Raw genomic sequence first — 23,204 nt, 5'->3', positions numbered from 1 at the left:
GAGTTGAGAGTTAAGTTTCATGGAATCCCTGACGTTACAACCTATTGCGCGCGTGGACGGCACCATCAATTTGCCGGGTTCAAAAAGTGTCTCGAACCGCGCGTTGCTGCTGGCAGCACTGGCTAATGGCACCACCGTCCTGACCAATTTGCTGGACAGTGATGACGTCCGCCACATGCTCAATGCGCTAAAAGCGTTGGGAGTTCATTATACGCTTTCCCATGATCGCACCCGCTGTGAAGTCACCGGCAACGGCGGGGCGCTGCACTCTGCCGACGCGCTGGAGCTGTTCCTGGGGAATGCCGGTACGGCCATGCGTCCGCTGGCGGCCGCACTTTGCCTTGGGCGTAATAATATCGTGCTGACCGGCGAGCCGCGCATGAAGGAACGTCCCATTGGCCATCTGGTGGATGCCCTTCGTCAGGGCGGCGCGCAAATCGATTATCTGGAGCAGGAAAATTATCCTCCCTTGCGCCTGCGCGGTGGGTTCACCGGCGGCAATGTGGAGGTTGACGGCAGCGTATCGAGTCAGTTCCTGACGGCGCTCCTGATGACCGCGCCGCTGGCACCGCACGACACGGTTATCACGATTAAAGGTGAACTGGTTTCTAAACCCTATATCGACATCACGTTGCACCTGATGAAAACCTTCGGTGTTGACGTTGAAAATCAGGCATACCAGCGTTTTGTGGTACGTGGAGCGCAGGCGTATCAGTCGCCGGGTCACTATCTGGTGGAAGGTGACGCCTCCTCTGCGTCTTACTTCCTGGCCGCTGGCGCGATTAAGGGCGGTACGGTGAAAGTCACCGGTATTGGCCGTAACAGCGTGCAGGGCGATATTCGTTTTGCGGATGTGCTGGAAAAAATGGGCGCGAAGGTCATCTGGGGCGATGACTACATCTCCTGTACGCGCGGCGAACTTAACGCCATCGATATGGACATGAACCATATTCCGGATGCGGCGATGACCATTGCAACGGCAGCATTGTTTGCTAAAGGCACCACCACAATGCGCAATATTTATAACTGGCGCGTAAAAGAGACGGACCGCCTGTTTGCGATGGCGACAGAGTTGCGCAAAGTCGGGGCGACCGTTGAAGAGGGCGAAGATTACATTCGCGTGACGCCGCCGGCACAGTTGCAGTTCGCTGAGATTGGCACCTATAACGATCACCGTATGGCCATGTGCTTCTCGCTGGTGGCGCTGTCTGACACGCCGGTGACGATTCTCGATCCGAAATGTACCGCGAAAACCTTCCCGGATTACTTCGAGCAGCTGGCGCGGATTAGCACTCTGGCCTGATGATGCTCTGCCGCATCCACCCGATGCGGCTTTTCCTTACGCTTTCTGACGTTGTTCCCTGCGATTTCTTCTACACTCTCCTTCAAACTTTCCGTAATTGACACGCAAAGATAACAGTTGCGTGCGTTGGCGCGTATAATGCGCGGCGTTTATGTAAACGGTATGCCTTAATGAAGGAGAAAGAGATGACGGCAGTTGCCCCGGTAATCACCATTGATGGACCTAGCGGCGCAGGAAAAGGGACGCTGTGTAAGGCGATGGCGGAAGCATTGCAATGGCATCTTTTAGACTCGGGAGCAATTTATCGCGTGCTGGCTCTGGCTGCGCTGCATCACCATGTTGATGTAACCTCCGAAGAAGCGCTGGTACCGTTAGCTGCACACCTTGACGTGCGTTTTGTCTCCACCGACGGCAATCTCGAAGTGATTCTGGAAGGGGAAGATGTCAGCGGTGAAATTCGTACCCAGGATGTGGCAAGCGCCGCCTCGCAGGTTGCGGCTTTCCCGCGCGTGCGTGAAGCCTTGCTTCGCCGCCAGCGCGCATTCCGCGACGCGCCAGGCTTAATCGCCGACGGTCGTGATATGGGCACGGTAGTTTTCCCCGATGCGCCGGTGAAAATATTCCTTGATGCTTCTTCTGAAGAACGCGCGCAGCGCCGCATGCTTCAGTTGCAGGAAAAGGGGTTTAGTGTTAACTTTGATCGCCTTTTATCCGAGATAAAAGAGCGCGATGACCGCGATCGTAACCGCGCCGTCGCACCACTTGTTCCCGCAGAAGATGCATTAGTGCTGGATTCAACCAGTTTAACTATTGAGCAAGTGATTGAAAAAGCGCTACAATATGCGCGCCAGAAATTGGCACTCGCGTAATCGCGACAGAATTTGTAGTACCCCCGCTGCAATGGAGTGTGAGCGGGTATGTGAAACAACCCCATCCGGCATGAAGCCAGGTGGACGTTAAATCTAACTCTGAAGATTAAACATGACTGAATCTTTTGCTCAACTATTTGAAGAATCTTTAAAAACAATCGAAACCCGTCCGGGTTCCATCGTTCGTGGCGTTGTTGTCTCTATCGACAAAGACGTAGTCCTGGTTGATGCGGGTCTGAAATCTGAATCTGCAATCCCTGCAGAGCAGTTCAAAAACGCAGCCGGCGAGCTGGAAATTCAGGTCGGTGACGAAGTTGACGTTGCGCTGGACGCAGTAGAAGACGGCTTCGGTGAAACTCTGTTGTCTCGTGAGAAAGCTAAACGTCACGAAGCTTGGATCACGCTGGAAAAAGCGTACGAAGAAGCTGAAACTGTGGTCGGTGTTATCAACGGCAAAGTTAAAGGTGGCTTCACTGTTGAGCTGAACGGTATTCGTGCGTTCCTGCCAGGTTCACTGGTAGACGTTCGTCCAGTGCGCGATACGCTGCACCTGGAAGGCAAAGAGCTTGAGTTCAAAGTCATCAAGCTGGACCAGAAACGTAACAACGTTGTTGTTTCTCGTCGTGCCGTTATCGAATCCGAAAACAGCGCAGAACGCGATCAGCTGCTGGAAAACCTGCAGGAAGGCATGGAAGTCAAAGGTATCGTTAAGAACCTCACTGACTACGGCGCATTCGTTGACCTGGGCGGCGTTGATGGCCTGCTGCACATCACCGACATGGCGTGGAAACGCGTTAAGCACCCAAGCGAAATCGTGAACGTTGGCGACGAAATCACTGTTAAAGTGCTGAAGTTCGACCGTGAGCGTACTCGTGTGTCTCTGGGCCTGAAACAGCTGGGCGAAGATCCATGGGTCGCTATCGCTAAACGTTACCCAGAAGGTACTAAACTGACGGGTCGCGTTACCAACCTGACCGACTACGGCTGCTTCGTTGAAATCGAAGAAGGCGTTGAAGGCCTGGTGCACGTTTCCGAAATGGACTGGACCAACAAAAACATCCACCCATCCAAAGTTGTTAACGTTGGTGATGTAGTGGAAGTAATGGTTCTGGATATCGACGAAGAACGTCGTCGTATCTCCCTGGGCCTGAAACAGTGCAAAAACAACCCATGGCAGCAGTTCGCGGAAACCCACAACAAGGGCGACCGTGTTGAAGGTAAAATCAAGTCTATCACTGACTTCGGTATCTTCATCGGCCTGGACGGCGGCATCGACGGCCTGGTTCACCTGTCTGACATCTCCTGGAACGTTACAGGCGAAGAAGCAGTTCGTGAATACAAGAAAGGCGACGAAATCGCAGCGGTTGTTCTGCAGGTTGACGCAGAGCGTGAGCGTATCTCCCTGGGCGTTAAACAGCTCGCAGAAGATCCGTTCAACAACTGGGTTGCTGTGAACAAGAAAGGCGCAATCGTAAACGGTAAAGTGACTGCAGTTGACGCTAAAGGCGCAACCGTAGAACTGGCTGACGGCGTTGAGGGTTACCTGCGCGCTTCTGAAGCTTCACGTGACCGTGTTGAAGATGCCACTCTGGTTCTGAGCGTTGGCGACGATGTTGAAGCTAAGTTCACCGGTGTTGACCGTAAGAACCGCGCTATCAGCCTGTCTGTTCGTGCTAAAGACGAAGCTGATGAGAAAGACGCTATCGCAACTGTTAACAAACAGGAAGAAGCTGGTTTCTCCAACAACGCAATGGCTGAAGCTTTCAAAGCAGCTAAAGGCGAGTAATTCAAGCGTTCTGAATCCTTTGAGCTATAACGCAGTTACGGTTCGAAGAATGACGAGCAGACTTGACAGATTGCAGGATTCGTCCTGTAATCAATAACAAAGGGCGGCTACGGCCGCCCTTGTTTAATAAGCTGTTCAGCTAATTGGTTTGAAGGAACCGGAGGAATCATGACCAAGTCAGAATTGATTGAAAGACTTGCCAGCCAGCAATCGCACATTCCTGCAAAGGCAGTGGAAGATGCAGTCAAAGAGATGCTGGAGCATATGGCCTCGACTCTGGCCCAGGGCGAGCGCATTGAGATCCGCGGTTTCGGTAGTTTCTCTCTGCACTATCGTGCACCACGAACCGGGCGTAACCCGAAGACTGGCGATAAAGTAGATCTGGAAGGTAAATACGTTCCTCACTTTAAGCCGGGTAAAGAACTGCGCGACCGCGCCAACATTTACGATAACTGAGTTTTACCTGCGGGTGAAAACTGGGTTAGAAAAGAAAGCACCTTCGGGTGCTTTTTTTGTTTTTACGATCCCGCTTCTGAATCATTCTCGCATTTTTAATGAGGATGGCTGTACAGCCGCAAAGCGTTTACAGCCACGCTCGCAAAGCTGATTTTTCTCGCCTGACAGACCTCTCTCACCGCGACACACTTCCCGGACGAAACAGGGAGGTGTCAATGGGTATACCCGCCGTAAGCGCATGTGTGATTCTGGGGATCTTTCCTCTGTTGTGGTTGCCCGCGCTACCCGATCTTGCCACCACCGGCGTCATTATTGTGGCAGGAATAGGGTGCGCGATGCAGAAAACACCCGGCTTTCGCTATGCCGGACTCGGGTTACTCTTTTTTGCGTGGGGAACGCTTGCCGCGCGGGAGTCTGTCTGGCCCATGCAAAACCTGACAGCGGGCCCACAGCAGGCAGAAATTGTGCTGACCGCGACGGATGGCGCAACAACGCATCAGGGCGTTATCGTCACGCTTAATGGTAAACCCTGGCGGGCGAATACCGGTATTACCCTTTATGGAAACTACCTGCCGCAGGCCGCCTGTGCCGGTCAACGATGGGCCATGACGCTGCGTTTACGGGCTATCCACGGTGAGCTTAACGACGCGGGATTTGATGCTCAACGCAATGCGCTGGCTCTGCATAAACCCTTAAGCGGCAGATTTACCCATGCCGAAGTGCGCAACGCTACATGCAGCCTGCGTGCGCGCTATCTGACCTCGCTGACCTCAACGCTCGAGGGTTATCCCTGGGGGACGGTCATACTGGGCTTAGGGATGGGCGAGCAGCTGGCGGTCTCGCAGGAGATCAAAAGCCTGATGCGCGAGACCGGCACGTTGCACCTGATGGCCATCTCGGGCCTGCACATCACCCTGGCGGCGTCTATTTTTTGGTTTCTTGCAAGGGGAATACAGTTTCTCCTGCCGTGCCGCTGGATTGACTGGCGGATGCCGCTGCTGGCGAGCCTCTGTTTTGCTTGTTTTTATGCCTGGCTTACCGGTTTGCAGCCGCCGGCGCTACGCACGGTTGTGGCGCTTGCCGTACTGTCACTGCTTCGCATCAGTGGACGTCAATGGTCCCCCTGGCAGGCGTGGCTGACGTGCTTAGCCGCCATCTTGTTTAGTGACCCGCTGGCTGTTCTCTCCCAAAGCCTGATGCTGTCAGCATTTGCGGTTGCCGCGCTGATCTTCTGGTATCAGTGGGTGCCTGCTCCTCGCTTTTCCGGACCTTATTGGATCGCGCCCGTCATTAATTTACTGCATTTGCAGTTGGGGATGCTGCTATTGCTGTTGCCCATACAGGTCATGATTTTTCATGGTTTCAGCCTGTCGTCGCTTGTCGCAAATTTATTCGCCGTGCCGCTGGTCACGCTGGTATCGGTGCCTTTGATCCTGGTGGGGATGGTGTTACATCTTTTTCCCTTCGGCGCAGGGGAGGCTGCCGCCTGGTATCTGGCGGATAGATCGCTGGCATGCCTGTTCTGGCTATTGAAGCAACTTCCCGATGGCTGGGTGGATGTCGATGCGCGCTGGGTCCCCGTAACGCTTTTTCCGTGGTTCGCCCTTATCGGCTGGCGTTTACGTGTCTTAGGACAGATGCCAGCCCTCTGCTTAGCCGGCTGTGTTTTGGCGCTTTATCCCTTCTGGCGTGGAAACAAAATCGACGGCTGGACGCTGCATATGCTTGATGTTGGGCAGGGGCTGGCGATGGTCATCGAGCGCAACGGGCGGGCCATTCTGTACGATACCGGGCTTGCCTGGCCCGGAGGCGATAGCGCAAAACAGATTATTATTCCCTGGTTACGCTGGCACCATTTAACGCCTGAGGGCGTCATCGTCAGCCACGAGCATGCCGACCATATCGGGGGGCTCAACTCGCTTCGCGCGGCCTGGCCGCAGATGTGGATACGCAGCCCCTTAAACCGGGCGCAGCATAGGCCGTGCTTTCGGGGCCAGCACTGGCAGTGGCAAGGATTGACCTTTACGGTGCACTGGCCACCGGTGGGCTACCCGGCACAGGGCAATAACCGCTCGTGCGTGGTAAAAGTCGATGATGGTCTGCATAGCGCATTGCTTACCGGGGATATTGAAGCAAATGCAGAACAAAGGATGTTGAGCCACCACTGGCAATATCTGACGTCTACACTTATCCAGGTGCCCCACCATGGGAGCAATACTTCGTCCTCCTTGCCGCTCATCCAGCGAGCGGAGGGGGCGCTAGCGCTGGCCTCAGCCGCACGTTATAACGCGTGGCGGTTTCCCTCAACAAAGGTGATTGGGCGCTACAGAAAGGAAGGTTATCAATGGTTCGATACCCCGCAAAGCGGACAACTATCCGTCTCATTTACGCAACAGGGTTGGCAAATCCGACGCTTACGAGATCAATATTTACCGCGTTGGTATCATCAGTGGTTTGGCGTGCCTGCAGATAACGGGTAGAATATGCGGCTATTTCAACAAATGCTGGTTTTATGAATGCATAACGACAAAGATCTCTCCACGTGGCAGACCTTCCGCCGACTCTGGCCGATGATTGCCCCTTTCAAAGCAGGTCTCATCGTGGCGGCTGTGGCGTTAATCCTCAACGCAGCCAGCGATACTTTCATGTTATCGCTCCTCAAACCGTTACTGGATGACGGTTTTGGTAAAACGGATCGCTCAGTGTTGCTCTGGATGCCTCTGGTGGTTATCGGGTTGATGATCTTACGAGGTATCACCAGCTATATTTCCAGTTACTGCATTTCATGGGTATCGGGCAAGGTTGTCATGACCATGCGCCGTCGCTTGTTCAGCCATATGATGGGCATGCCGGTTGCGTTCTTCGATAAGCAATCCACCGGGACGCTATTGTCTCGTATTACCTATGATTCCGAACAGGTTGCGTCATCGTCATCCAGCGCGCTCATTACGGTGGTTCGTGAAGGCGCCTCCATCATCGGTCTGTTCGTGATGATGTTCTATTACAGCTGGCAGCTGTCAATTATTCTCATCGTGCTGGCACCCATTGTCTCAATTGCGATTCGCGTGGTGTCTAAGCGTTTCCGTAATATCAGCAAAAATATGCAGAACACGATGGGGCAGGTGACCACCAGCGCTGAGCAGATGCTGAAGGGCCATAAAGAGGTGTTAATTTTCGGCGGTCAGGATGTCGAAACCAAGCGCTTTGATAAGGTGAGCAACAGAATGCGCCTGCAGGGCATGAAAATGGTCTCTGCTTCGTCCATTTCCGATCCTATTATCCAGCTGATCGCCTCGCTGGCATTAGCCTTTGTGCTGTATGCAGCCAGCTTCCCAAGCGTGATGGAAACGCTGACGGCGGGGACAATTACGGTTGTCTTCTCCTCTATGATCGCGCTGATGCGCCCGCTTAAGTCGCTGACCAACGTCAATGCGCAGTTCCAGCGTGGCATGGCAGCCTGTCAGACGCTCTTCAGCATTCTGGATTCTGAACAGGAAAAAGACGAAGGTAAGCGCGTCATCGACCGTGCAAAAGGCGATCTTGAGTTCCGCAATGTGACCTTTACCTATCCAGGCCGCGAAACCCCCGCGCTGCGTAATATCAGCCTCAATATTGAGGCGGGTAAAACCGTGGCGCTGGTGGGGCGTTCTGGCTCCGGTAAATCGACCATCGCCAGCCTGATCACCCGCTTTTATGATATTGATGAAGGCGAAATTCTGCTGGATGGCCACGATCTGAAGGAGTACAGCCTGCGGTCATTACGTAATCAGGTTGCGCTGGTCTCCCAGAACGTCCATCTGTTTAACGATACCGTGGCGAATAACATCGCCTATGCCCGTACCGAAGAGTACAGCCGCGAAGATATCGAAAAAGCGGCGCGCATGGCCTACGCAATGGACTTCATCAATAAGATGGATAATGGCCTCGACACGATCATTGGTGAAAACGGCGTGCTGCTTTCGGGCGGTCAACGTCAGCGTATTGCCATTGCGCGTGCGTTACTGCGAGATAGCCCGATTCTGATCCTGGATGAAGCCACCTCCGCGCTGGATACCGAATCCGAGCGTGCCATTCAGTCCGCGCTCGATGAGCTGCAGAAGAACCGCACATCGCTGGTGATCGCGCACCGTCTGTCAACGATCGAACAGGCGGATGAGATCGTGGTGGTGGAAGATGGCGTCCTCGTAGAACGCGGCAGTCATGCCGATCTTCTGGCACATCGTGGCGTGTACGCCCAGCTTCACAAGATGCAGTTTGGTCAATGATAGCCCGCATCTGGTCCGGCGAATCACCGCTGTGGCTGTTGCTGCTGCCGCTCTCCTGGCTGTATGGCCTGGTGAGCGGCGTGATACGCGCGTGTTATCGCCTGGGGTTTAAACGTGCCTGGCGAGCGCCGGTTCCGGTTGTCGTGGTAGGTAACCTTACCGCGGGTGGCAATGGCAAAACGCCGGTCGTCATCTGGCTGGTTGAAAAGCTAACCGAACGCGGGGTTCGTGTAGGTGTGGTGTCACGGGGCTATGGCGGCAAAGCAGCACGCTATCCCCTGCTGCTGAACGCGCAAACCTCTACCGCAGAAGCAGGGGATGAGCCCGTATTGATCTTCCAGCGTACGGGCGTACCGGTTGCCGTTTCCCCTAAACGCAGCGAGGCGGTACAGGCGCTGCTGGCAGAACAGGCGGTGCAACTGGTCATCACCGACGATGGTTTACAGCACTATGCACTGGCCCGTGATAAAGAGATTGTCGTGATTGACGGCGTACGCCGTTTTGGTAATGGCTGGTGGCTCCCCGCCGGACCGATGCGTGAGCGTGAATCTCGGCTGCGGTCGGTCGACGCCGTTATCGTCAATGGCGGAGAGGCAAAAGCGGGCGAAATTCCAATGCGACTGGCACCCGGGCTTGCGGTAAATCTGCTGACCGGTGAACGCCGTGACGTGACCGGCTTATCCTCGCTGGTTGCAATGGCCGGGATAGGGCATCCGCCTCGCTTTTTTGCCACTCTGGAAAACCAGGGCGCGACGCTTGAAAAATGCGTTCCCCTGGCAGATCATCAGGCGTTAACGGCGGAAAAAGTGGCATCACTCTTATCGCCGGGTCAGACGCTTGTCATGACTGAAAAAGATGCGGTGAAATGCCGCGCCTTCGCGAAAGCGCACTGGTGGTATTTGCCGGTGGATGCCGAGCTTAGCGGAGAAAAACCTGAACAGTTGCTTGAGGAACTGATAGCGCTGGTGAAGTAACGCGAGCGGTATTCCCCAGGCGCGAAACGCACAGGAAGACCCATGTCCATACCGCACCTTTCACTCACCGCAGCGCGTCATTTACATCTTGCGGCGCAGGGGCTGTTAAAAAAGCCGCGCCGCCGCGCCACGTCCATGGATATCCTTCCTGCCATTCAGCGTATGTCGCTGCTGCAAATCGATACGATCAATATTGTTGCCAGAAGCCCGTATCTGGTCCTGTTTAGCCGTCTGGGAAATTATTCGCCGCAGTGGCTGGATGAGGCCCTGTTACGCGGCGAGCTGATGGAATACTGGGCGCACGAAGCCTGTTTTCTGCCACGCAGTGATTTTGCTCTGGTGCGGCACAGAATGCTGGCACCCGATAAAATGGGGTGGAAATTTCGCCAGGACTGGATGCACGAGCACGCGCAGGAAATTGAGCAGCTTATCGCGCATATCCATGAGAAAGGCCCGGTTCGGTCTGCCGATTTTGAACATCCGCGCAAGGGCGCCAGCGGCTGGTGGGAATGGAAACCCCACAAGCGACATCTCGAAGGGCTTTTTACCTCAGGCAAAGTGATGGTCGTCGAGCGGCGTCATTTTCAGCGCGTTTACGATCTTACCCATCGTGTGATGCCGCACTGGGACGACAGTCGCGATCTGATTGAACAGAGTGTCGCCGAGGCAACCATGTTAGCTAACAGCGCCAGAAGCCTGGGCATATTTCGTGGCTCCTGGCTGGCGGATTATTATCGATTGCGTCAGCCAGCGCTTAAGCCTTTGCTGGAAAACTGGGAAGAAGAAGGGCGCGTCGTGCGTGTGGATGTCGCGTCGCTGGGGGAAATGTGGCTGCACGCCGATTTGCTGCCGCTGTTGCCTCAGGCCCTGGAGGGCAAGCTCGCCGCGACGCACAGCGCGGTGTTATCCCCCTTTGATCCCGTTGTCTGGGACCGCAAGCGAGCAGAGCAATTTTTTGATTTTCACTATCGCCTGGAGTGCTACACCCCTGCGCCGAAGCGGCAGTATGGCTATTTTGTCCTGCCATTGTTACACAAAGGCCGGCTCGTCGGGCGCATGGACGCCAAAATGCACCGAAAAACGGGCGTGCTGGAGATCTTTGCGCTGTATCTTGAAGAGGGGGTCGCAGTGAATGCGTCGCTGGAAAAAGGACTCATCCTCGCGATTAGCCAGTTTGCCGAATGGCAGCATGCTAAACGGGTGACGCTGGCCCGTTTGCCTGATGGCCTGTTTACATCGTGTCGGAGTGGCTGGGAAATAGACATAGCCTGAAAAAGGAATGTGGTAAGCTTTATTGATTACCTATTCGGAGGAACTATGGATCACCGTCTACTCGAAATTATTGCCTGCCCGGTCTGTAACGGCAAACTGTATTACAGCCAGGACAAACAAGAGCTGATTTGTAAATCGGACAACATGGCCTTCCCGCTGCGTGAGGGGATTCCGGTGTTACTGGAAAACGAAGCCCGTACCCTTTCTGCAGAAGAGAAACGGCCATGAGTTTTGTCGTCATCATCCCGGCACGTTTCGCTTCCACCCGTTTGCCGGGCAAGCCGCTGGTTGATATCAACGGGAAACCGATGATCGTTCATGTGCTGGAGAGAGCGCGTGAATCCGGCGCGGATCGTGTGATTGTCGCAACGGATCATGAAGACGTCGCGCGTGCGGTCGAAGCAGCAGGCGGCGAAGTATGCATGACCCGTGCCGATCATCAGTCCGGAACGGAACGCCTGGCTGAAGTGGTCGAGAAATGTGGCTTCAGCGATGATACCGTCATTGTGAATGTGCAGGGCGATGAGCCCATGATCCCGGCGGTCATTATTCGTCAGGTGGCTGAAAACCTTGCCCAGCGTCAGGTCGGCATGGCCACGCTGGCGGTACCGATTCATCATGCGGAAGAGGTCTTCAATCCTAACGCGGTGAAAGTGGTCATGGATGCCGAAGGTTATGCGCTCTATTTCTCTCGCGCCGCCATTCCATGGGATCGCGATCGCTTTGCGATTTCTCAGGAGACAATTGGCGAGACCTTCCTGCGTCATCTGGGCATTTATGGTTATCGTGCCGGTTTTATTCGCCGCTACGTCACCTGGGCGGCCAGCCCGCTGGAACAGATAGAAATGCTGGAACAGCTGCGTGTGCTCTGGTACGGCGAAAAAATCCACGTCGCCGTCGCTGAGGAAGTGCCGGGGACCGGCGTCGATACACCCGAGGATCTTGAGCGGGTTCGCGCAGAATTACGCTAGTTCTTCTCTATCCCCTCATTCGGGGGGATAGCCACGTTTCCTGCCTGACCTTTTCGCCTTTATCCTTGATCTCATGAGGGTGACTTCTGCCGACGATACGCTCATTATAAAAGCAGTAGCGTTGATGGGGGTAATCTCAAATGGAACAGTTGCGGGCCGAGCTCAGCCACCTGCTGGGGGAAAAGCTCAGCCGGATGGAGTGCGTAAACGAGAAGACAGATACCTCGCTGTGGACTCTCTATGACAGTCAGGGAAACCCGATGCCGTTAATGGCACGCTGTTTCTCAGCGCCGGGTGTCGCCAGCCAGCTGGCGTGGAAAATGTCGATGCTGGCGCGAAGCGGCACCGTTCGCATCCCCACGGTCTACGGCATCCTGACTCACGAAGACCATCCGGGTCCCGATGTCTTACTTATCGAACGTCTGCGCGGGGTGCCTGTCGAAGCGCCCGCCCGCACGCCTGACCGCTGGGAGCAGCTCAAAGACCAAATCGTCGAGGCGTTGCTGGCATGGCATCGTCAGGATAGCCGCGGGCTTGTCGGTCCGGTTGACTGCACGCAGGAAAATCTGTGGCCGCACTGGTATCGCCAGCGGGTCGAAGTGCTCTGGGGAACCTTAAACCAGTTCAGCAATACCGGCCTGAGCATGCAGGACAAACGTATTCTGTTCCGGACACGAGAGTGTTTACCGGCGCTGTTTGACGGATTTAACGACAACTGCGTGCTGGTCCACGGTAACTTCACTTTACGCAGCATGCTGAAAGATGCCCGCAGCGATCAGCTGCTGGCGATGGTGGGGCCCGGGATAATGCTCTGGGCACCCCGCGAGTACGAGCTGTTCCGTCTTAGTGAAAGCGGGCTGGCGGAAGATCTATTGTGGCATTACCTGCAGCGAGCCCCCGTGTCGGAGGCTTTTCTCTGGCGGCGCTGGTTGTATCTGCTGTGGGACGAAGTGGCGCAGTTGGTCAATACGGGGCGTTTCAACCGCGCCACTTTCGCAATGGCGTCGAAATCACTCTTGCCCTGGCTCGCCTGACGAGCCTTTCAGCCACTGCCAGAGGCGGCCGAGGGTTTCGTATCCTGCGCGATCGCTATGCATCAGCCACGCAGGCGAGGGGATAATTCTTTCCCAGAGATTCAGCGGTGCGTTAATGGCAAGCTGATTGGCGGGCGCAGGCAGCGGGTGCAGGCCAGCCTGTTGAAAGAAAACCATCGCCCGCGGCAGGTGCGAAGCCGACGTGACGAGCAGGAACGGCACATCACCAATCGCCTGTTTCACGGCCGCGGCCTCTTCTTCCGTGTCTTTTGGGCTATCCAGCGTGATAATGGCTGAGCGCGGGACCCCGAGAGATTCTGCAACGCGCGCACCTGCCTCAGCCGTACTGACAGGGTTCGTTTTGGCTGCCGCACCGGTGAAGATCATTTTTGATCCGGGATTCGCCCGCCACAGCCGTATACCTTCGTTCAGGCGCGGCAGACTGTTGTTGATTAAATTTGAGCTGGGGGCCCAGTTCGCGTCCCAGGTGTAACCCCCACCCAGCACCACAACATACTCCACTTTCTGCTTCCCCTGCCACGTCGGGTACTTATTCTCGATGGGGCGCAATAGCCCATCGGCGACGGGTTGCAGGCTGAGCAACAGAAGCATCAGCCAGCCAACGGTGATGATGATTTTGCCGCTTTTCTGGAAACGACTAAACCAGACCAGCAGTAGCCCTAATGCAATGAGCGAGAGCAGGAGCGGCAAGGGAAGCATCATGCCTCCGATATATTTTTTTAGGGTAAAAAGCATCCTTTTTGGTTCCTTTTTTAACCATACAGCAGGCGATTATCGGTGATATTACACCAGACAGGTTCATTCTCCCTCCGGGTGTGACAAAATAGCGGTTTTGGTGTCAGAAGGTGGAACTCTCCCAATGCGGGATCGCAATTTTGATGACATCGCGGAAAAGTTTTCGCGGAACATTTACGGCACGACCAAGGGGCAACTGCGTCAGACGATCCTCTGGCAGGATCTGGACAAACTGCTTGCTACTTACGGAAGCCGAAAGTTGCGCGTGCTCGACGCCGGTGGGGGAGAGGGTCAGACCGCCATTTTAATGGCCCAGCGCGGCCATCATGTCACGCTCTGCGATCTCTCTGCTGAAATGGTTGCCCGGGCAAAGCTGGCGGCAGAAGAAAAAGGTGTGAGCGAGAACATGCATTTTATACATTGCGCCGCTCAGGACATCGCTCAGCATTTGGAAACGCAGGTTGATCTGATATTGTTTCACGCTGTGCTGGAGTGGGTTGCAGAACCGCAGGCGATGCTCAAAACGCTATGGTCGGTATTATGCCCTGGCGGTGCGCTGTCATTGATGTTTTACAACGCAAACGGCCTGTTAATGCGTAACGTGCTGGTGGGCAATTTTGGCTATGTGCAGCAGGGAATGTATAAAAAGAAACGCCGCACGCTCTCACCGGACTTCCCGCGGGATCCGCAGCAGGTGTATCACTGGCTGCAGGAAATGGGCTGGGAGATCACCGGAAAAACAGGCGTAAGAGTCTTTCATGATTATCTGCGTGATAAACAAAAACAGCATGACTGTATTGACGCCTTAACAGAAATAGAAACGCGGTATTGCCGCCAGGAGCCTTATGTCAGCCTTGGTCGTTATATTCACGTCACCGCGCACAAGCCGCAGATGCAAGGATAACCTATGAGTGATTATTCCCAGACAGTCCCCGAACTGGTTGCCTGGGCCAGGAAAAATGATTTCTCCATCGCGCTGCCTGTCGACAGACTCTCTTTTTTGCTGGCTGTCGCCACGCTGAACGGTGAGCGTCTGGATGGGGAAATGAGCGAGGGTGAACTGGTGGACGCGTTCCGCCATGTCAGTGATGCGTTTGAGCAAACCAGCGAAACCATTAGCGTGCGTGCCAACAACGCAATCAACGATATGGTGCGTCAACGTCTGCTGAACCGCTTTACCAGCGAGCAGGCGGAAGGAAACGCCATCTATCGCCTGACCCCACTGGGTATCGGCATTACCGATTATTACATCCGCCAGCGCGAATTTTCGACGCTGCGTCTCTCCATGCAACTGTCTATCGTCGCCGGTGAGCTTAAGCGCGCCGCCGATGCCGCAGATGAAAACGGGGATGAATTCCACTGGCATCGAAATGTTTACGCCCCGCTGAAATATTCGGTGGCGGAAATATTCGACAGTATCGATCTGACGCAGCGCCTGATGGACGAACAGCAGCAGCAGGTGAAAGATGATATCGCGCAGTTACTGAATAAAGACTGGCGCGCGGCCATCTCCAGCTGCGAAATGCTGCTGTCAGAAACCTCCGGTACCCTGCGTGAATTGCAGGATACGCTGGAGGCGGCAGGGGACAAGCTGCAGGCGAACCTGCTGCGGATCCAGGATGCGACGCTCGCCCACGATAACCTGCATTTTGTCGATCGCCTGGTGTTTGATCTGCAGAGCAAACTCGACCGTATTATTAGCTGGGGCCAGCAGTCCATCGACCTGTGGATTGGCTACGACCGCCATGTGCATAAATTTATCCGTACCGCGATCGATATGGATAAAAACCGCGTGTTCGCCCAGCGGCTGCGGCAGTCCGTGCAGACTTACTTCGATGCGCCATGGGCGCTGACCTTTGCCAACGCCGATCGTCTGCTGGATATGCGCGACGAAGAGATGACGTTGCGCGATGAAGAGGTCACCGGTGAACTGCCGCCGGATCTTGAGTTTGAAGAATTTAACGAAATTCGCGAGCAACTGGCGGCAATGATCGAAGAGCAACTCGCCGTCTATAAAACCAGACAAGTGCCGCTGGACCTCGGTCTCGTGGTACGCGACTATCTGGTGCAATATCCGCGCGCGCGCCATTTTGATATTGCCCGCATCGTCGTCGACCAGGCCGTTCGCCTGGGCGTCGCGCAAGCTGATTTTACCGGGCTGCCGCCGAAGTGGCAGCCGATTAACGATTACGGAGCCAAGGTACAGGCGCATGTCATTGACAAATATTGAACAAATGATGCCAGTTAAGCTGGCCCAGGCGCTGGCAAATCCGTTATTCCCGGCGCTGGACAGCCAGTTGCGTGCTGGCCGTCATGTCGGTCTTGATGAGCTGGACAATCACGCCTTTTTGATGGATTTCCAGGAATATCTGGAAGAGTTTTATGCGCGTTATAACGTTGAACTGGTTCGTGCGCCGGAAGGTTTTTTCTACCTCCGTCCGCGTTCCACCACGCTTATTCCGCGTTCCGTGCTCTCTGAGCTGGATATGATGGTAGGCAAAATTCTTTGCTATCTCTACCTCAGTCCTGAGCGTCTGGCCAACGAGGGGATTTTCACTCAGCAGGAGTTGTACGACGAACTCCTGACCCTGGCTGACGAAGGCAAACTGCTTAAACTGGTGAACAACCGTTCTACCGGGTCGGACCTTGATAAACAGAAATTACAGGAAAAAGTTCGCTCTTCTCTGAACCGCCTGCGCCGTCTCGGTATGGTCTGGTTTATGGGCCATGACAGCAGCAAATTCCGCATTACCGAATCCGTTTTCCGCTTTGGCGCCGATGTGCGCTCTGGCGACGATCCGCGTGAAGCGCAGCTGCGCATGATCCGCGACGGTGAAGCCATGCCGGTAGAAAACCATTTGCAGCTCAATGACGAGCATGAAGACAATCTGCCGGATAGCGGGGAGGAAGAGTAATGATTGAACGCGGTAAATTTCGCTCACTAACGCTGATTAACTGGAACGGCTTCTTTGCCCGTACCTTCGATCTTGATGAGCTGGTGACGACGCTTTCCGGCGGTAACGGTGCGGGTAAATCCACCACCATGGCGGCCTTTGTCACGGCGCTGATCCCCGATTTGACGTTACTTCACTTCCGTAACACCACCGAAGCAGGCGCGACCAGCGGTTCACGCGATAAAGGTCTGCACGGTAAGCTGAAGGCCGGCGTCTGTTATTCGGTGCTGGATGTGATCAACTCCCGCCACCAGCGTGTGGTCGTGGGTGTGCGTCTGCAACAGGTAGCAGGCCGTGACCGTAAGGTTGATATCAAACCGTTCGCCATTCAGGGGCTGCCAACCTCCGTACAGCCCACCGCCTTGTTGACGGAAACACTGAATGAACGTCAGGCGCGCGTGCTCACACTGCAGGAGCTGAAGGATAAACTCGAAGAGATCGAGGGCGTTCAGTTTAAGCAGTTCAACTCGATAACGGATTACCACTCGCTGATGTTCGATCTCGGTGTGGTGGCGCGCCGCTTACGTAGCGCCTCCGATCGTAGTAAATATTACCGTCTGATTGAAGCCTCCTTGTACGGGGGGATTTCCAGCGCGATTACGCGCTCACTGCGTGATTACCTGTTGCCAGAAAACAGCGGCGTGCGAAAAGCCTTCCAGGACATGGAAGCCGCGCTGCGCGAAAACCGCATGACGCTGGAAGCGATTCGCGTCACCCAGTCCGATCGCGATCTGTTCAAACATTTGATCAGCGAAGCCACCAACTATGTGGCGGCAGACTACATGCGGCATGCCAACGAACGCCGTATCCATCTTGATAAGGCGCTTGAGTATCGTCGTGAACTGTTTACCTCGCGTAAACAGCTGGTGGCAGAACAGTATAAGCACGTTGAAATGGCCCGCGAACTGGGCGAGCACAACGGCGCTGAAGGCGATCTGGAAGCGGATTATCAGGCGGCAAGCGATCACCTGAATCTGGTCCAGACTGCGCTTCGTCAGCAGGAAAAAATCGAACGTTACGAAGCCGACCTTGAAGAGCTTCAGGTGCGTCTCGAAGAGCAGAATGAAGTGGTGGCGGAAGCCATCGACATGCAGGACGAGAACGAAGCCCGCGCCGAAGCCGCAGAGCTGGAAGTCGATGAGCTGAAAAACCAGCTTGCAGATTATCAGCAGGCGCTGGACGTGCAGCAAACGCGCGCTATCCAGTACACACAGGCGTTACAGGCCCTGCAACGCGCCAAAGCGCTTTGCCATCTCCCGGACCTGACGCCAGAAAGCGCCGATGAGTGGCTGGAAACCTTCCAGGCGAAAGAGCAGGAGGCCACGGAAAAACTGCTCTCCCTCGATCAGAAAATGAGCGTGGCGCAAACGGCTCACAGCCAGTTTGAACAGGCTTATCAGCTGGTCGCTGCCATCAATGGCCCGCTGGCGCGCAGTGATGCCTGGGAAGTGGCCAGAGAGTTACTGCGTGAAGGCGTGAATCAGCGTCACCTGGCGGAACAAGTTCAGCCGCTGCGTATGCGCCTGAACGAGCTTGAACAGCGCCTGCGCGAACAGCAGGAAGCCGAGCGTCTGCTGGCGGAGTTCTGCAAACGTCACGGTAAACGTGTTGATATCGATGAACTGGAAGCCCTGCACAGCGAGCTGGAAGCGCGTATCGCGTCGCTCTCTGACAGCGTTACTGGCGCCAGCGAACAGCGCATGACGTTGCGCCAGGAGCTTGAGCAGATTCAGTCGAGGACGCAGAAGCTGTTGCAGCGTGCGCCCGTCTGGTTAGCGGCCCAAAGCAGCCTGAATCAGCTCAGCGAGCAGTGCGGCGAGGCGTTTGAATCCAGCCAGGACGTAACGGAATATCTGCAACAATTGCTTGAGCGTGAGCGCGAAGCCATTGTCGAACGCGACGAAGTGGGCGCCCGTAAACGCGCTGTCGATGAAGAAATCGAACGCTTAAGCCAGCCGGGCGGTGCCGAAGACGGGCGCTTAAATGCCCTGGCGGAACGCTTTGGCGGTGTCCTGCTTTCTGAGCTCTATGACGACGTCAGTCTCGACGATGCGCCTTACTTCTCGGCGCTGTATGGCCCGTCACGCAACGCGATTGTGGTGCAGGATCTGTCGCTGGTGGCCGATCAGCTCGCTGGACTTGAAGATTGCCCGGAAGATCTCTATCTGATCGAAGGCGATCCGCAGTCGTTCGATGACAGCGTCTTCAACGTTGAAGAGCTGGAAAAGGCGGTTGTCGTTAAAATTGCCGATCGTCAGTGGCGTTACTCGCGTTTCCCGACGCTGCCGCTGTTTGGCCGTGCGGCCCGTGAAAGCCGCATTGAGAGCCTGCATGCTGAGCGCGAAACGCTGTCAGAACGCTTTGCAACGCTGTCCTTTGACGTGCAAAAAACCCAGCGCCTGCATCAGGCGTTCAGCCGCTTTATCGGCAGCCACCTCGGCGTGGCGTTTGAAGCCGATCCTGAGGCAGAAATTCGTCAGCTCAATACGCGTCGTGGCGAGCTTGAGCGTGCAATCAGCGCGCACGAGAACGATAACCAGCAAAGCCGCGTGCAGTTCGAACAGGCGAAAGAGGGCGTCAGTGCCCTGAACCGCATCCTGCCGCGTCTGAACCTTCTGGGCGATGAGACGCTGGCCGATCGCGTTGATGAAATTCAGGAGCGTCTGGATGAAGCGCAGGAAGCCGCGCGCTTTGTGCAGCAGCATGGTAACCAGCTGGCTAAGCTGGAGCCTGTGCTCTCCGTGTTGCAAAGCGATCCGGAGCAGTTTGAACAGCTGAAAGAAGATTACGCTTATTCGCAGCAGGTGCAGCGAGATGCGCGTCAGCAGGCGTTCGCCCTGACGGAAGTCGTTCAGCGTCGTGCCCACTTTGGCTACAGCGACTCGGCGGAAATGCTGAGCGGCAACAGCGATCTTAATGAAAAACTGCGTCAGCGTCTTGAGCAGGCAGAAGCCGAACGAAGCCGTACCCGTGACGCGCTTCGCAGCCATTCGGCGCAGCTGAACCAGTACAATCAGGTGCTCGCCTCGCTGAAAAGCTCCTTTGATACCAAAAAAGAGTTGTTAACCGACCTGCATAAAGAGTTGCAGGATATCGGCGTGCGTGCGGACAGCGGGGCGGAAGAGCGTGCGCGCATTCGTCGCGATGAACTGCACAGCCAGTTAAGCAATAACCGTGCGCGTCGCAATCAGCTGGAAAAAGCGCTGACCTTCTGCGAAGCGGAAATGGATAACCTGACCCGTCGACTGCGCAAGCTGGAACGCGACTACTTCGAGATGCGCGAGCAGGTCGTCACCGCAAAAGCCGGCTGGTGTGCGGTGATGCGCATGGTGAAAGACAACGGCGTGGAGCGTCGTCTGCACCGTCGCGAGCTGGCCTATCTTTCCGGTGATGAACTGCGTTCAATGTCGGATAAGGCGCTCGGTGCGTTACGTCTGGCAGTGGCTGATAACGAACATCTGCGTGATGTGCTGCGCATGTCAGAAGATCCAAAACGCCCGGAACGTAAGATTCAGTTCTTCGTTGCGGTTTATCAGCACCTGCGTGAACGTATCCGTCAGGATATTATTCGCACGGACGATCCGGTGGAAGCGATCGAGCAGATGGAGATCGAACTGGGCCGTCTGACCGAAGAGCTGACCTCCCGCGAGCAGAAACTGGCGATCAGCTCGCGCAGCGTGGCGAACATCATTCGTAAAACCATCCAGCGTGAGCAGAACCGAATTCGCCAGCTGAACCAGGGTCTGCAAAACGTGTCGTTTGGCCAGGTGAACAGCGTGCGTCTGAATGTGAACGTGCGTGAAGCGCATGCGACCTTGCTCGAAGTGCTCTCTGAGCAGCATGAACAGCATCAGGATCTGTTTAACAGCAATCGCCTGACCTTCTCAGAAGCGCTGGCGAAACTTTATCAGCGTCTCAATCCACAGATTGATATGGGCCAGCGTACGCCGCAAACGATCGGCGAAGAGCTGCTGGACTACCGTAACTATCTGGAGATGGAGGTTGAGGTTAACCGTGGTTCGGACGGCTGGCTGCGTGCGGAATCCGGTGCGCTGTCTACCGGTGAGGCGATCGGTACCGGTATGTCTATTCTGGTGATGGTTGTGCAGAGCTGGGAAGATGAAGCGCGTCGTCTGCGCGGAAAAGATATTTCGCCATGCCGCCTGCTGTTCCTTGATGAAGCCGCACGTCTTGATGCCCGTTCAATCGCCACGCTGTTTGAGCTGTGTGACCGTCTGGACATGCAGCTTATTATCGCCGCGCCGGAGAACATCAGCCCTGAAAAAGGGACCACCTACAAACTGGTGCGTAAAGTCTTCCAGAACAGCGAGCATGTTCACGTGGTGGGTCTGCGCGGTTTTGCCCCGCAGCCGCCGGAATCCCTTCCGGGAACGGCAGACGCGTCTTAGAGCGTTAAACCAGCAAGAGCGGCGCACGAGCGCCGCTTTTTTTATGGGTTTCGCTTGTATTGACGGCTGCGTTATCTTTAAACTTCTTTACATAAGGCAAGGCAACAGCGTCTGTGCCTTTCTATACTGATGTAAAGCCCCGATGTGCGGGCATGTCGTAAAGTCAAACAGGGGGCAAGGGATGTTGCTAATAAAAACTCATGGTCGTCAGCTGTCAGCGCTGAGTTTGTGTCTGGCAGTGATATTTGCTCCGCTGTTTAACGCCCAGGCCGATGAGCCTGAAGTGGTGCCGTCTGACAGTTCGGCAACAACGGGCGTCACGCCTGTATCGCTCACACAACCGCTGGAGCAGTCTCCGGCGACGGCCCTGATGGCGGGCATCACACCGCTGCCCGCCGATATCAACCCGCAAACCCTGCGGGATCAGCTGCAGTCCGCGTTACCGTCCGGCTACACGCCTGCGTATATTAATCAGCTGACGCTCCTTTATGCCGCACGGGATATGAAACCGATGTGGGAAAACCGCGATGCCGTTCGGGCGTTTCAGCAGCAGCTTGCCGAAGTGGCGATTGCCGGTTTTCAGCCTCAGTTTACCGCGTGGGTTGAACTGTTAACCGATCCTGCCGTTACCGGTATGGCACGGGATGTGGTGTTGTCAGATGCCATGATGGGCTACCTGCAGTTTGTTGCGGGTATTCCGGTCAACGGCACGCGCTGGCTGTACAGTGAAAAACCCTACAAACTGGCGACGCCTGCGTTATCAGTGATAAACCAGTGGCAGCTCGCGCTTGATCAGGGCACGCTACCGCGGTTTATCGCGAGCCTGGCACCTGCGCATCCGCAGTATGCCACGCTGCATCAGTCGTTACTGAGTCTGGTGTCTGATACCCGTCCCTGGCCTCAGATGAAAAGCACCGCGACGCTCCGTCCGGGGCAGTGGAGCAGCGATGTGCCTGCGCTGCGTGAGATTCTGAGACGTTCCGGCATGCTTGAAGGGGGGCCGAAGATTGCTCTGCCTGGAGACGATGCGCAAAATGTGGTCGTGAGTCCGTCAGCACCTTCCGTTGCGCCGAAAAAAGTAGCCTCTCCTGATAAACCGGCGGCTTACGATCGCGAACTGGTGGCGGCGGTGAAAGCGTTTCAGGTCACACAAGGTCTGGGCTCGGATGGGGTGATTGGTCCGTCCACGCGAGACTGGCTGAATGTCTCTCCCGCCCAGCGGGCCGGCGTGCTGGCACTGAACATTCAACGCCTGCGCCTGCTGCCGGGAACGTTATCGACCGGCATTATGGTGAATATTCCGGCTTATTCGCTGGTCTATTATCAGAACGGGAGCCAGGTGTTAGCCTCCCGGGTGATTGTCGGGCGTCCTGACCGTAAAACGCCAATGATGAGTAGCGCGCTGAATAACGTGGTGGTTAATCCGCCGTGGAACGTCCCTCCGACGCTGGCGCGCAAAGATATTTTGCCAAAAGTGTGGAACGATCCGGGATACCTCGAGCGCCATAACTATACCGTGATACGAGGCTGGAACAGCACTCAGGCTATCGATCCCTATCAGGTTGACTGGTCTACCATTACCCCGTCGAACCTGCCATTCCGCTTCCAGCAATCGCCGGGCGCGCATAACTCGCTGGGCCGCTATAAATTCAACATGCCCAGTTCCGACGCTATCTATCTGCACGATACGCCAAACCATAATCTGTTCCAGAAAGATGCACGAGCACTGAGTTCAGGCTGCGTGCGCGTGAATAAGGCCTCTGAACTGGCGAATATGCTGTTAGGCGATGCGGGCTGGAACGATACGCGGATATCTGATGCGCTGAAGGAAGGGAATACCCGGTATGTGAATATCCGACAAAATATACCGGTCAATCTTTTTTATCTGACCGCCTTTGTCGGCGAAGATGGTCGTACCCAATATCGTACAGATATTTACAATTATGATCGCACCGCGCGATCCGGCGCACAAATTTTGCCAAAAGCTGAACAATTAATCAGGTAAATGAAGCAGTTCGGGAATAATGATTGTCGTAAGTAAGGGTGAAAACGGGGTGATATGGCTACAACCCCCGTCTTTACTGGGTTTGGTCACCTTGACGAGCGTCGTTTTCGCAGTTATGGTGCCCTTCGTGCGCTAAGCATATTACGATTT

17 protein-coding genes are annotated in these 23,204 nt (G+C 55.3%); 16 read left to right on the top strand and 1 reads right to left on the bottom strand.

Going from position 1 to position 23,204, the window contains the following annotated elements:
• Positions 1 to 19: 19 nt before the first annotated feature.
• The 11 genes from aroA (at position 20) to LZP96_RS02310 (ending at position 12,930) form a co-directional block, all read left to right on the top strand.
• A complete protein-coding gene (gene aroA / locus LZP96_RS02360) occupies positions 20 to 1,303 on the top strand; it encodes a 3-phosphoshikimate 1-carboxyvinyltransferase (RefSeq protein ID WP_064325557.1) in 1,284 nt (427 codons plus the stop codon).
• 185 nt (positions 1,304 to 1,488) lie between these two features.
• The gene (gene cmk, locus LZP96_RS02355) at positions 1,489 to 2,172 is read left to right on the top strand and encodes a (d)CMP kinase (RefSeq protein ID WP_064325558.1); all 684 of its coding nucleotides are present in this window, start codon (positions 1,489 to 1,491) and stop codon (positions 2,170 to 2,172) included.
• A gap of 112 nt (positions 2,173 to 2,284) precedes the next feature.
• On the top strand, positions 2,285 to 3,958 hold the full coding sequence (rpsA, locus tag LZP96_RS02350; RefSeq protein ID WP_064325559.1) for a 30S ribosomal protein S1: 1,674 nt from the start codon (positions 2,285 to 2,287) through the stop codon (positions 3,956 to 3,958).
• 168 nt (positions 3,959 to 4,126) lie between these two features.
• Complete coding sequence (gene ihfB, locus LZP96_RS02345) at positions 4,127 to 4,414, top strand: integration host factor subunit beta (RefSeq protein WP_064325560.1); 288 nt, start codon at positions 4,127 to 4,129, stop codon at positions 4,412 to 4,414.
• Between the two features lie 215 nt (positions 4,415 to 4,629).
• Positions 4,630 to 6,894, top strand: a complete 2,265-nt coding sequence (locus LZP96_RS02340; RefSeq protein WP_064325561.1) for a ComEC family protein — start codon at positions 4,630 to 4,632, stop codon at positions 6,892 to 6,894.
• 36 nt (positions 6,895 to 6,930) lie between these two features.
• Positions 6,931 to 8,679, top strand: coding sequence for a lipid A ABC transporter ATP-binding protein/permease MsbA (msbA, locus tag LZP96_RS02335; RefSeq protein ID WP_064325562.1), 1,749 nt, complete (start codon positions 6,931 to 6,933; stop codon positions 8,677 to 8,679).
• Positions 8,676 to 9,653 (top strand): tetraacyldisaccharide 4'-kinase, encoded by a 978-nt coding sequence (lpxK, locus tag LZP96_RS02330; RefSeq protein WP_064325563.1) that lies wholly within the window; start codon positions 8,676 to 8,678, stop codon positions 9,651 to 9,653. The genes msbA and lpxK overlap by 4 nt, the downstream gene beginning before the upstream one ends.
• A gap of 42 nt (positions 9,654 to 9,695) precedes the next feature.
• Positions 9,696 to 10,925 carry a winged helix-turn-helix domain-containing protein gene (locus LZP96_RS02325; RefSeq protein ID WP_064325564.1) on the top strand — a complete coding sequence of 410 codons (1,230 nt, stop codon included), beginning with the start codon at positions 9,696 to 9,698 and terminating at the stop codon, positions 10,923 to 10,925.
• Positions 10,926 to 10,970: 45 nt separating this feature from the next.
• Positions 10,971 to 11,153, top strand: a complete 183-nt coding sequence (gene ycaR, locus LZP96_RS02320) for a protein YcaR (protein ID WP_064325565.1) — start codon at positions 10,971 to 10,973, stop codon at positions 11,151 to 11,153.
• Entirely contained in the window at positions 11,150 to 11,896 is a 747-nt protein-coding gene (kdsB, locus tag LZP96_RS02315) for a 3-deoxy-manno-octulosonate cytidylyltransferase (protein ID WP_064325566.1), read from the top strand. Before ycaR ends, kdsB begins: the two co-directional genes overlap by 4 nt.
• A gap of 140 nt (positions 11,897 to 12,036) precedes the next feature.
• Positions 12,037 to 12,930: a YcbJ family phosphotransferase gene (locus LZP96_RS02310; RefSeq protein ID WP_064325567.1), complete on the top strand. Its 894-nt coding sequence runs from the start codon at positions 12,037 to 12,039 to the stop codon at positions 12,928 to 12,930.
• Here the strand turns inward: LZP96_RS02310 and elyC are convergent.
• A complete protein-coding gene (gene elyC, locus LZP96_RS02305; protein ID WP_064325568.1) occupies positions 12,907 to 13,686 on the bottom strand; it encodes an envelope biogenesis factor ElyC in 780 nt (259 codons plus the stop codon). The genes LZP96_RS02310 and elyC overlap by 24 nt on opposite strands.
• Before the next feature lie 124 nt (positions 13,687 to 13,810).
• Between elyC and cmoM the strand changes: the two genes are divergently transcribed.
• The 5 genes from cmoM to ldtD all read left to right on the top strand — a co-directional run bounded on the left by cmoM (position 13,811) and on the right by ldtD (position 23,054).
• Entirely contained in the window at positions 13,811 to 14,590 is a 780-nt protein-coding gene (gene cmoM, locus LZP96_RS02300; RefSeq protein ID WP_064325569.1) for a tRNA uridine 5-oxyacetic acid(34) methyltransferase CmoM, read from the top strand.
• Between the two features lie 3 nt (positions 14,591 to 14,593).
• Positions 14,594 to 15,916, top strand: a complete 1,323-nt coding sequence (gene mukF / locus LZP96_RS02295; RefSeq protein WP_064325570.1) for a chromosome partition protein MukF — start codon at positions 14,594 to 14,596, stop codon at positions 15,914 to 15,916.
• Entirely contained in the window at positions 15,897 to 16,601 is a 705-nt protein-coding gene (gene mukE, locus LZP96_RS02290) for a chromosome partition protein MukE (protein WP_064325571.1), read from the top strand. Before mukF ends, mukE begins: the two co-directional genes overlap by 20 nt.
• Positions 16,601 to 21,049, top strand: a complete 4,449-nt coding sequence (mukB, locus tag LZP96_RS02285) for a chromosome partition protein MukB (RefSeq protein ID WP_064325572.1) — start codon at positions 16,601 to 16,603, stop codon at positions 21,047 to 21,049. The genes mukE and mukB overlap by 1 nt, the downstream gene beginning before the upstream one ends.
• A gap of 181 nt (positions 21,050 to 21,230) precedes the next feature.
• Entirely contained in the window at positions 21,231 to 23,054 is a 1,824-nt protein-coding gene (ldtD, locus tag LZP96_RS02280; RefSeq protein WP_064325573.1) for a L,D-transpeptidase, read from the top strand.
• Positions 23,055 to 23,204 lie beyond the last annotated feature (150 nt).

The sequence above is a fragment of the Huaxiibacter chinensis genome (genome assembly GCF_022171985.1).
Lineage (GTDB): Bacteria > Pseudomonadota > Gammaproteobacteria > Enterobacterales > Enterobacteriaceae > Enterobacter > Enterobacter chinensis_A.
The sequence above is the reverse complement of the archived record's forward strand: the minus strand, read 5'-3'. Positions and strand labels throughout refer to the sequence as shown.